Origin of the sequence: Enterocloster sp. HCN-30185, from assembly GCF_037890305.1 — a bacterium.
Taxonomy (GTDB): Bacteria; Bacillota; Clostridia; order Lachnospirales; family Lachnospiraceae; genus Enterocloster.
Genome location: NZ_JBBKBT010000053.1, coordinates 1 through 469 on the forward strand (window position 1 = coordinate 1; position 469 = coordinate 469).

A 469-nucleotide genomic window follows, 5' to 3' on the forward strand; every position below is an offset into this window, starting at 1 on the left:
CCTTCGGGAACTCCTCATAGCAGGCCCCGATGTAGTCAAGAAGGGCGGTAAGACTGGAAGCCTCCAGTGCCGTCGCCTTGTCTGTGTTGTCATAACGCTTTAAGCTCTTGTTTGCATATGTATGTCCGCAGATCTCAATGACCTCGGTCTTCTCGTTTTCTCTTGCCAGCCCCTCAACGTGCTCTAATGCAGCCTTTAATCCTTCCAACATGGTTTTGTCCTCCTTATTCTTCTATGTTTCTTGCTTCATAACAGTCGCAGCAGTCCTGATACATCGTATAGTCTCCGTACCCTTCCGACTCCTCACAATCACAGATGAAATCCACATCATCATCATGCAGATGATACCTGCAGGTTCCGCAGCATTTCTTTTCTGATGCCATTTCCCTCTCCTTATCTTCCATATGCCTGTCTTAAGTCAATCGGCCCGGCCTGTACCGGCTCTTCAAAAATCTCCCCTGTTTCCGGA

General features: G+C 48.4%; 1 protein-coding gene and 1 pseudogene. Both read right to left on the bottom strand.

The genetic code is table 11. The annotated features are described in order from the left end of the window. Positions 1 to 211, bottom strand: a pseudogene (locus tag WKT10_RS15945) (hypothetical protein); the annotation flags it as partial. Positions 212 to 224: 13 nt separating this feature from the next. Continuing rightward, positions 225 to 383 carry a hypothetical protein gene (locus WKT10_RS15950; protein WP_340278057.1) on the bottom strand — a complete coding sequence of 53 codons (159 nt, stop codon included), beginning with the start codon at positions 381 to 383 and terminating at the stop codon, positions 225 to 227. Positions 384 to 469: the final 86 nt, after the last annotated feature.

Coding starts and splice junctions, on each gene's coding strand:
- WKT10_RS15950 (WP_340278057.1), bottom strand. CDS start 383: ATGGCATCAGAAAAGAAATGCTGCGGAACCTGCAGGTATCATCTGCAT.